Source organism: Streptomyces sp. MZ04 (genome assembly GCF_004684775.1).
In the GTDB taxonomy this organism is placed as follows: domain Bacteria; phylum Actinomycetota; class Actinomycetes; order Streptomycetales; family Streptomycetaceae; genus Streptomyces.
Genome location: NZ_SRIC01000310.1, coordinates 1 through 9,186, shown reverse-complemented (window position 1 = coordinate 9,186; position 9,186 = coordinate 1). Strand labels below are relative to the sequence as shown.

Here is a 9,186-nt window from a genome sequence, read left to right as displayed (position 1 = left end):
GGCGACTGAGGGAACCCGTAACTTCCCTGCGGGGCGGGGAAGTTGGGGTTGGCGGCGGGAGCGGGAGCACCCTGCTGCGGGAACCCGTAGCCGCTCGGCGGAACGGGAGCGCCCTGCTGCGGGAACCCGTAATTACCCTGCTGGGCCGGGGCAACAGGCGCGGGAGCTGGTGCGGGCGCAGGTGCAGGGGCCGGAGTGGGCGTGGGCGCAGGTGCAGGGGCCGGAGTGGGCGTGGGCGCCGGGGCAGGAGCCTGGGCCGCCGCTTGCGGGAAGCCGTACCCGGTCGGCGGGACGGGCGCATCGGCGGCAGGTGCGGGTGCCGGCGCGAGGGTGGGCGCAACCGGACCCGGGGCAGGAGCTGGCGCACCGGCCAGCGGGAACCCGTACCCACTCGGTGGCACGGGAGCATCGGCGGCAGGCGCGGGCGCAGGAGTGGGCGCGGGCGCAACCGGCCCCGGAGCGGTGGCCTGCGGGAATCCGTATCCAGCCGGAGGTACGGGGGCATCGACAGCGGGTGTGGCCGCAGGAGCAGGCGTCGGTGAAACCGGCCCCGGGGCGGGAGTCGGCGCACCGGCCTGCGGGAACCCGTACCCACCCGGAGTCACAGGAGCATCGGTGGCCGCAGCGGGCGCGACCGGCGTCGGAGCCACGGGCCCAGTGGGCGCGGGCCAAGCGTGCGGCGCGGGCTGCGGAGCCTGCGGCTGCACCGGCTCGGCAGCAGGCGTCGGCTCCACCGGCGCCGCGGCCTGCGCCGGAACCGGCCACTGGGGCGCGGAAGTAGGCGCGGCAGGCTGGAAGGCGGGCGGCAGCGGCGGAAGCCCACCGTGCGGCGCGGGCGGGGGAGTCCAGGAGGGCGGCACCGAGTCCTGCACCTCGTCGACAGGCGCGGCGGCCACGGCGTCCTGCGGAGCGGCATCCTCCGGAGCGGCGTCTTCAGGGACGGCGTCCTGCGGGGCAGCGTCATCCAGAACGGCGTCGTTGATCTCGGCGGAGTCGTCGACGATGCCGTCAGCATCCTCATCGACGTCCCCCACGCCTACGAGGGCATCGGTATCGGAATCGGCATCGGAATCGTCGCCCGCACCATCAACACCAAGGGAGGGCGCAGAGTCAGACGCCGAGTGCTCGCCGCTGTCCTCGTCCTCGTCCGCATCGACGTCCGAAGCAACCGCATCATCCACGCCCGAGGCGACCTCTTCGCCGCCACGGTCACCAAGATCCGCGACAGGCTCGACGACGGAAGAAGACTCCTGCTCAGGAGCCCCCTCCTCAGGAGCCCCCTCCTCGCCCTCAACCTCTTCGCCTTCGCCCGATTCCTCGACGTCCAGGGAATCACCGGCCTCGGAACTCACCTCAGCGGACGCAGACGCAGGAGTCTCCTCCGCCTCCACCTCCACCTCCGCCTCGGCCTCCGCGACGGCGGCCCGCTCCTCGATCTCCCTCTTCAGGGCGACGGCGGAGAACCGCATGGTGGCGCCACTCTCGAGATCGCCACTGCCAAGGTCCTCGGCAACGGCCTCATCCTTGACCTCGGTCTCAGGCTTCGGAACGACCCCAGTCACATGCACGGAAGAGGCAACGCCCGCAACGGCACCACTCCAGTCGGCGGCGCCCCCCGAGGGCGAACCCCCTTCAGAAGCAGACGAAGCAGACGAAGCAGGCGAAGCAGGAGTAGCGGGAGGAGCAGGAACAGAAGCCGGATCCGAAGCCGGAGCGGAGGGCGCAGCCCAGTCGCTCTGAGGCTGGAACCCGCTCCCCACAGGCAGCTTCGGCACAGCGACAGGCGGCCCGACCGGCGGAACCGGAGCGGAAGCGGCCGGAGGCTCAGGAGCAGCGGCGGGAGGATCGACCGGCGCGGGCGCAGGCACGGCATCAGCCGCGGGCGAGGAGACCGGCGGCACCGACGGAGTCTCCCCCGCACTGCCGGACGCGTTCTGCGTGTACCAGGCGGGCGGGGCGTAGTCGATGGTGAACTCGCCCGTCGTCTCGGCAGCGGACTCCGCGTCGGACTGATCATCGACGGGTGAGTCCCAGCCCCCGCGGATCTCGTCCCGATCGCTGTTCACAATGCCTCCTGGTGTGGTCGAGCACCCTCGTGCCGTGGTGGGGGGCGACCGTTCCTGTCGTCCGATCCGCCTTGGCTCTCCCCGTGAGAGACGCGAACGACCCGCTCGCGGGTTCTGGCGTCGCGCCCAGTCCCAGCCTAATCACCAAAACCACCAGCACGGCAGGGCAGCCCACCTCCTAGCACTGTCCTTTCCGTCACGCCCGACTCCGAAGCTCTCCACGTCCCCATAACGCGATGACCAAACCACCCCAACAGGCAACAAAAAGCGGAAATCAAGAAGTCCGCACCAAGGAAGTCCTCGGAAGTCCTCGGAAGTCCTCGGCAGTCCTCGGCAGTTCTCGGAAGCCCTCTCGGGCGGATTCCCCACCCACCGCACAGACAAGATCGCTCGCCATGCATAGTGGGGCCCTGTTTCGACAGCCGAAGCCGAGGGAGCGGATGCGCGCCCAGTGACACGACACCCACGACACCCTCGGCGCAGAAAGGACTTCACGACGTGAGCTTCGGCCCGCCTCCTTCCTCGTACACCCAGTCCACGCTGGTGGCGGACAGCGCGCGAAGGAACCGTCGCCGCAGGACGCTGATCGGTGTCGTCTCCACCGTCCTGATCGTGTTGCTGTGCGCGGGCGGTGGGTTCCTCTGGTTCGGGAACGATGATCCCGCGAGGGGCGACGACAAGTCGCCGTCGGACGCCGTCCCGCAAGGCCGGCTCGACGTCAGGCAGACCGCCGAGAAGCGCCCCGCGAACACCTCGGGACGCATGGCCTTCCGTTTCTCCGCCGACGACATGGCCCCTGGCGAGGAGTACACGACTCCGGGCACCTGGGCAACGGACAAGATCCTCGCCAAGGGCATCAACCGAACGCTGGTGGGATTCGAGATCGGCAAGGACGCCGAGGCGGGCGACGAGACCTGGAGCATCCGGCTTTCCGGCCCGATCTGCGGAGTGACGCGCCATGTGACCGTGCAGGGCCGAACCGCGGTCCTCCACAGGTCCGGGGAGGACGAGGACTCACCGTGCGACCGGGTCACCTTCGTAGACCTCGACAAGGGCGAGAAGATCTGGGAGAAGGGCTTCCCCACCTCCGACACGGTCTTCGGGCAGGACGCCACGAGCGTGACCTTGACGCATGCCACGGTCGCCGTGACATGGGGCGACGGTTCGACGGCGTACGACATGGACACGGGAGACCGCCTCTGGAAGAAGGGCCGCGTCTCCGACTGCAAGCACACCGGTCTGGCGGGCGGACGCGGCCTGCTCATGCTGCTGAGCTGCGTCCACCCCAAGGAAACGACGTACCAGGTACGGAAGTTGGACCCGCGTACCGGCGACGCGAAGTGGACGTACCAGGCCGCGGACGGCATCAAGGGTGTCAGCCTGCTCTCCGCCGAGCCGGCCGTCATCGCGCCCGCGGCGGGCGACGTCGAGGTGACGCACCTGATCTCCCTCGATGACCGCGGAAAGCAGCGCGCCACCATCGGGCTCGAGAGCGGCCGTTACGTCGTCGACTGCGAGGACCCGCTGGACTTCGGCGCGGTCGACAACTGCCCCTCGACGGTGGTCAGCGGCGACCAGGTCTTCCTCACGAGCCGCGAGGACCCGCACGGCGACATGATCGACAACGCGAACCGGATCGTGTCGTTCGACCTCAGCACCGGCAAGACGGTCCTGAAGTTCGAGTCGGGCCGCAACCAACTCCTCCACCCGCTGCGGATGAGCGGCGACCAACTCCTGGCGTTCCGCGACAGCACCGACCACATCACGCCGTCGGCGCTGGTGAGCCTGAACCCGAAGACGGGCAAGGAGACCCCGTACTTCTACTTCGCCCTGCCGACCGAGGCCTGGCCACTCACGGAGCCGGACACGAACGACATCGTCGTCCAGAACGGCCGCCTCTACCTCAGCGCTCCGCGGGCGACGGGTCCGACCGGCGGCAAGAAGAAGGAGTGGGTCTGGCTGACGGTCGGAATCGAGAGCGCGAAGCAAGGACGCACGAAGTAGTCCGCGAGCGGACCGGCCCGCAACATCGGCCGTTCCGCCGGGCTCCTTCTTCTGCAGCGTCTTCTGCAGCGTCTTCTGCGGCGTCGGTTCAGTCCATGCGCCGCGCGGTGCCGAGCAATCCGTTCTCGGCATCGGTGGCCTGCGTCATCACGTACTGCCGGTCACGGTCGCCGCACCACAGCGTCACCCCGTCCGAGAGGGTCGGCAGGGCCTCGACGTCACCGCTCGGCAGCCCCACGGACCGCCCTATCTGAGCCGCCTCATCCGGCGACACCCGCTGTACTCCCACCAGGCGGGCCTGCCGGATCAGCCGTGGCGCCACCGGACTCAGGTACGGCAGCAGGGTCAGCACCGACTGCCAGGGGCCGGACACGACCCGCCCTCGGGGAGGCCGCATGCCGCAGTCCCGCACCACAAGCACCGGACTCCCCGCCGACGCACCTTGCGGAGGTACCCGCCCCACGTCATGCACCGACATCCCGCTCGGCCCGACGCCGAGCGCCTGCACGAGTTGGGCCCATGCCGCCGCCCGCCCGGTCTCCACGGCCACCCGGGCCCCCGTCGCGGCGGCCCGCAAGGCGATGACCTGGGCCGTCCAGAGCCCGCCGATGAGCAGGACGTCGTACGGAGTAGGTCGGTTGACCCCGAGGACCGCGGGCTGCCCCTGCGCGTCCACGCCGATCACGACGCCGTCGTCGCCGATGGGCAGTGCCAGCGCGTCCACCTGCTCGGCAGGGAGTGTGTGGCGGCGATGGCGTGGGCCGAGCAGCCCGAACCCACGGCGTACTGCCGTGCGGAACGCATCGCCCGGAGCGGACGGAACGGCCGGCGTGGCTGGCGTGGTCGGATGCGTGACGGTCATCAGCGGGTACCCCCTAGCGGCAGAGTGGCGAGCATCCCGGGCAGCTGCTCTCGATCGAGGCGGACCAGTCCTGTACCGACCTGCCGGGCCCCCCGCTCCAACGCCCGCCGGGCGGTGTCGAGTTCGGCATCGCTGCGCCCGGTCACCCGCACGTGCCCGGACAGCGACACTTCCTGCCGCTCGGCTTGGCGCAGGGTGAGGCTGAATGTCGTGGCCAGCGTCGGGACGGCGGTGAGCAGCGCGACGAGCTTCGGCAGCGACGGACCGTCCGCGTTTCCCAACTGCGGCCAGCGCCGCACCCAGTAGGTCGTGTGACGGCGGTTGTCGCAGCGCCACGCGCGTGCGGACTCCTCCGTCCTGCGCTCGGGCAGATCGGACCTCCCGGCCTCTGCTGTGACCAGCGGATTGGCGCCCGCCGACGTGGCGATGGCGGCGGCCAACTGCTCCTCGGTCAGCGCCGTGGCCCGAAAGCCGGTCCCCGTGAGCCGACTTGCCAGCTGGTCCATGGCACGCACCACGCACTTCTGAGCCCCCACGAACCCGCCTCCACGCGCCGCCACCGCTTCGGGGCAGAGCTCAGGGTCAAGCTTCAGGGCAACCCATGTAATCCGTACGGCTGGTGCTCCGGTCTGGGCCTGCAGGGGCGCGTAGTTGCTGACGGCCACGGACTGCTGGGGGAGATGCAGCGCAGGCGCCGGCTGGGTGTGCTGCAGGATCTGTGCCGACTCCAGCCGGATCCCGTCCACCTCCAGGGCGTCCCGTACGAGCCCCACCGGCAGTGGCTGCCTCCCGCGCTCGGCCCGCAACGCGGTGGCGTCCGACTCGACTTGGAGCACGCCGGTCAGGAACGTTCCGTCGCCGACCATCCCGACCTGCCGTCGGTCCCGGTCTCTGTAGGTATAGGTGCGTAGGGCGGGGTCGCACTCGACGGCTGGGGCGAAGGAAGGCTCCGTACCCGGAGGTATCGGCGTACTCGCCGCCCGGCGCTTGCGTGCCCTCAACGCCTGTGCGGCGCCCAGCCATTCATGCCAAGCGCGGCCACGACGGCGCATTACGGCGAGCAGCACCAGCATCGCCGAGACGACAGCGGTCGGCACGAGGGCCAGCGGATCCACCACCCAGGCGGCCAGCAGAAGGGCTGCGGCGACCTCGATCAGCACAAGTCGTTGCAGGCGAAACGATCCGAACTGCGCGGAGCGCGCACGGAGATGGAAGGTGACGGCGCCTCGGTGCGGCGACCCGCCGGACCCCGTGGGCGCTGCCTCCCCTTGAGTCCCGGACCTCGACGGTCCCCGAGCCCCGGTCCGCGCTGCGGAAGCCATCAGCCCAACCCCCCCCGTAAATCTCCTGAATCACCCTGATCGTACGGAACTTGCGCCCCAGGAACGCCCGGGAACCTTACCCACCCCACACGCGCGATTACTCAACAGGCATAGTAGGGGCCGGGTCTGACAACGGAGGGTGGGGGTCGCATGCCCCCGGCGCTGCAGCGGGGAGAAGCAGACACTCATGGCATCACGGCGGGATGAACTCAACGCCTACACCTTCGCGAAGCGCCGCACGCTGGCGTCCTTCATCCAGCCGTCGCCTTCGGGTTCGGAGGAGGGCGCACCACGCCCGCTGCGTGGCGTAGTCCCCGGCATCATCGTCGGAGTGATCGTCCTGGCCGTCTTCGGCGCCTGGGGCATGTTCAAACCGGCGGCCAAGCCCGGCTGGGACGAGCCGAAGGAACACGTGATCATCGCGAGCAAGTCCACGACGCGGTACGTGATCCTGGAGACGAAAGGCAAGCCCCAACTGCACCCGGTGCTCAACATGGCCTCGGCGAAGCTCCTGCTCGACTCCGACAAGGGCGACATCATCAACGTCGACGAGTCGGTCCTCGACAAGGGCACGATCCCCCACGGCGCCCCCATCGGCATTCCGTACGCCCCCGACCGCCTGCCCTCGGCGTCCGAGGCCGGCGCCGCCAAGCGCTGGGCGGTGTGCGAGCGCCCGGTAGAGGGTGACAGAGCCATTCAGAAGGCCGCGTTCATCCTGGCGGAGCGCGAGCAGAAAAAGACCGAGGGCAGCGAACGGCTGCGCGGCGGTGAGCTGTTGTACGTCATCGGCCCCGACAAGGTCCGCTACGTGGTCGACGCGCACGGTATGGCGTACCGGATCGCGGAACGGGACGAGCTCGGATACCTCCTGCGCACGATCGTGGGCTTCGGTCGTCAACCGCAGCGGGTGTCCAAGGAGTGGCTGGACACACTCCACTACGGAGACCCGATCATCTACCCGAAGGTGAAGGGCAATCCTGGAGCAGCCGCCAACGTGGAGGGCCTCCAGGACCAGCGGGCGAACAGAGTCGGCATGGTCCTCAAGTCGTCCGACGGGGCGGGGACGCAGCACTACGTAGTCGAGCCCGGACGCATCTCCCCGGTCTCCGACTTCACCGCGAAACTCCTCCTCAGCAGCCGTGACTTGGTCGACGTCGGCCAGCGGGGCCACGCCCGTGACCTGAGTACCGGCGCCTTCACCCCCGACCTCGAGGCGTTCGACGCGTCGTACGGGTGGCCGAGCCACGCGCCGACGCGCGTCAACGAAGCCTCTGCCGAGGTGGGGAGCCGCAACACTGTCTGCAATGTCCTGCGCAAGGTAGACGGCGACGACGGCAAAACGACACTCAGCACATGGGCGGGGACGGACTTCCCCGCCACACTCCCCACCGGCTCGTCCAGCGCGTACGTCACGGCCGGATCGGGCCTGCTCTACCGGCAGTTCACAGGCACAGAGACGAAGGCGGGCGGTGTCTTCCTGGCCACGGACACAGGCCTGCGCTACGCGATGCAGTCCAACAGCGACGGTGCGACGGAGGACGCGGGCATCGGCACCACGGCCAAGCAGCGCAAACAGCAGCAGGAAGAGGCGCAACAGGCCCAGACCCGCCTGGGCTACGCGGACACGGACGTCACTCCAGTGCCGGCCCCTTGGTCCAAGTTCCTCCCCACGGGCCCGCGCCTCTCGACTTCGGCGGCACGCCAGCCGCAGGGCTCCTAGGCCACAGGGAGCCTGACAATGACGTACGCACAGCGCTGGCCGCACATCGCAGCGGCCACGGCGGCGACTCTGACGGTGATCGCGACGACAACGATGCTCGCCGTCGCCGCACCCACCGCGACCGCGGCCGGTGACCAGTGCACGTTCCCGTCCAAGAAGTACGAGGGCCGCCCCTGGGCGCTGCAACGGGTCCTCCTGGACGAGTTGTGGCGCAACTCCACCGGAAAGGGCGTACGGGTAGCGGTGATCGACACAGGGGTGGACGTCAAGAACCCACAGCTCAAGAGCGCGGTGGACGTGTCAAAGGGCCGCAACCTGCTGCCCAAGAACCTCAAGGACGAGAACGGCAACAAGCTCAAGCGCGGCAAGGAGAACGGCACGACGGACGAAGTCGGCCACGGCACGCGCGTGGCGGGCATCATCGCGGCCCGCCCGGCCAAGGGCACCGGCTTCGTGGGCCTGGCCCCCGATGCGACGCTGATCCCCATCCAGCAGAACGACGCGGAGGGCCACGGCACCGCGCAGACTCTCGCGACGGCAATCAACTATGCGGTCGCCGCCGACGCGGACGTCATCAACATCTCCCAGGACACGGCCAACGCCGTGAAGCCGACCCCGATCCTGAAACAGGCAGTTGACAGGGCACTCGCGCGCGAAAAGGTGATCGTGGCATCGGCCGGAAACGACGGCCTGGGCGGCAACGTGAAGCCGACCTACCCGGCTTCCTACGAGGGCGTATTGGCGGTAGCGGCATCGGACCGCAACAACGAACGGGCCCCGTTCTCCCAGTCAGGCGAGTTCGTGGGAGTGGCGGCCCCCGGCGTGGACGTCATCTCCACAGTCCCCCGAGGCGGCCACTGCTCGGACAACGGCACAAGCTTCTCGGCGCCGTACGTCGCGGGTGTGGCGGCCCTGATCAAGTCCAAGCACAGCGACTGGACGTCCCGCCAGATCACCGCCCAGATCAAACAAACAGCGGAACGCTCGGTGGCAGGCCACGACATCCTGGTCGGCTGGGGAGTGGTGGACCCGGTCCGAGCCCTGACGGAAGACGACCACCCGATCGAGACCCCGAGGTCCGAGGAGGGCGTCACTCGTGCGAAGGCGCCAACTCCCGCTGAACTCCACCTCCGTGAGACGGCAGAGGAACGTACGGCGCGGATCGCTACGTACGTGGCTGTGGGGGCGGGGGTTGTGGTGGCGGGGCTTGGT

General features: G+C 69.5%; 6 protein-coding genes. 4 read left to right on the top strand and 2 right to left on the bottom strand.

Annotated features, from left to right (window positions below):
* Nucleotides 1–824 precede the first annotated feature (824 nt).
* Together E2651_RS37070 and E2651_RS37065 are read left to right on the top strand one after the other, a co-directional pair.
* Nucleotides 825–2,027 carry a hypothetical protein gene (locus E2651_RS37070; protein ID WP_135335666.1) on the top strand — a complete coding sequence of 401 codons (1,203 nt, stop codon included), beginning with the start codon at nucleotides 825–827 and terminating at the stop codon, nucleotides 2,025–2,027.
* 537 nt (nucleotides 2,028–2,564) lie between these two features.
* Nucleotides 2,565–4,070, top strand: a complete 1,506-nt coding sequence (locus E2651_RS37065) for a PQQ-binding-like beta-propeller repeat protein (RefSeq protein ID WP_135335665.1) — start codon at nucleotides 2,565–2,567, stop codon at nucleotides 4,068–4,070.
* Between the two features lie 88 nt (nucleotides 4,071–4,158).
* On the opposite strand, the gene E2651_RS37060 is transcribed toward E2651_RS37065, so the two are convergent.
* Entirely contained in the window at nucleotides 4,159–4,932 is a 774-nt protein-coding gene (locus E2651_RS37060; RefSeq protein WP_135335664.1) for a hypothetical protein, read from the bottom strand.
* Entirely contained in the window at nucleotides 4,932–6,254 is a 1,323-nt protein-coding gene (eccE, locus tag E2651_RS37055) for a type VII secretion protein EccE (RefSeq protein ID WP_135335663.1), read from the bottom strand. Before eccE ends, E2651_RS37060 begins: the two co-directional genes overlap by 1 nt.
* A gap of 187 nt (nucleotides 6,255–6,441) precedes the next feature.
* On the opposite strand from eccE, the gene eccB reads away from it, so the two are divergent.
* On the top strand, nucleotides 6,442–7,974 hold the full coding sequence (gene eccB / locus E2651_RS37050) for a type VII secretion protein EccB (protein WP_135335662.1): 1,533 nt from the start codon (nucleotides 6,442–6,444) through the stop codon (nucleotides 7,972–7,974).
* An 18-nt stretch (nucleotides 7,975–7,992) separates the two neighbouring features.
* The coding region (gene mycP, locus E2651_RS37045; RefSeq protein ID WP_135335661.1) for a type VII secretion-associated serine protease mycosin at nucleotides 7,993–9,186 on the top strand (1,194 nt) is incomplete at its 3' end.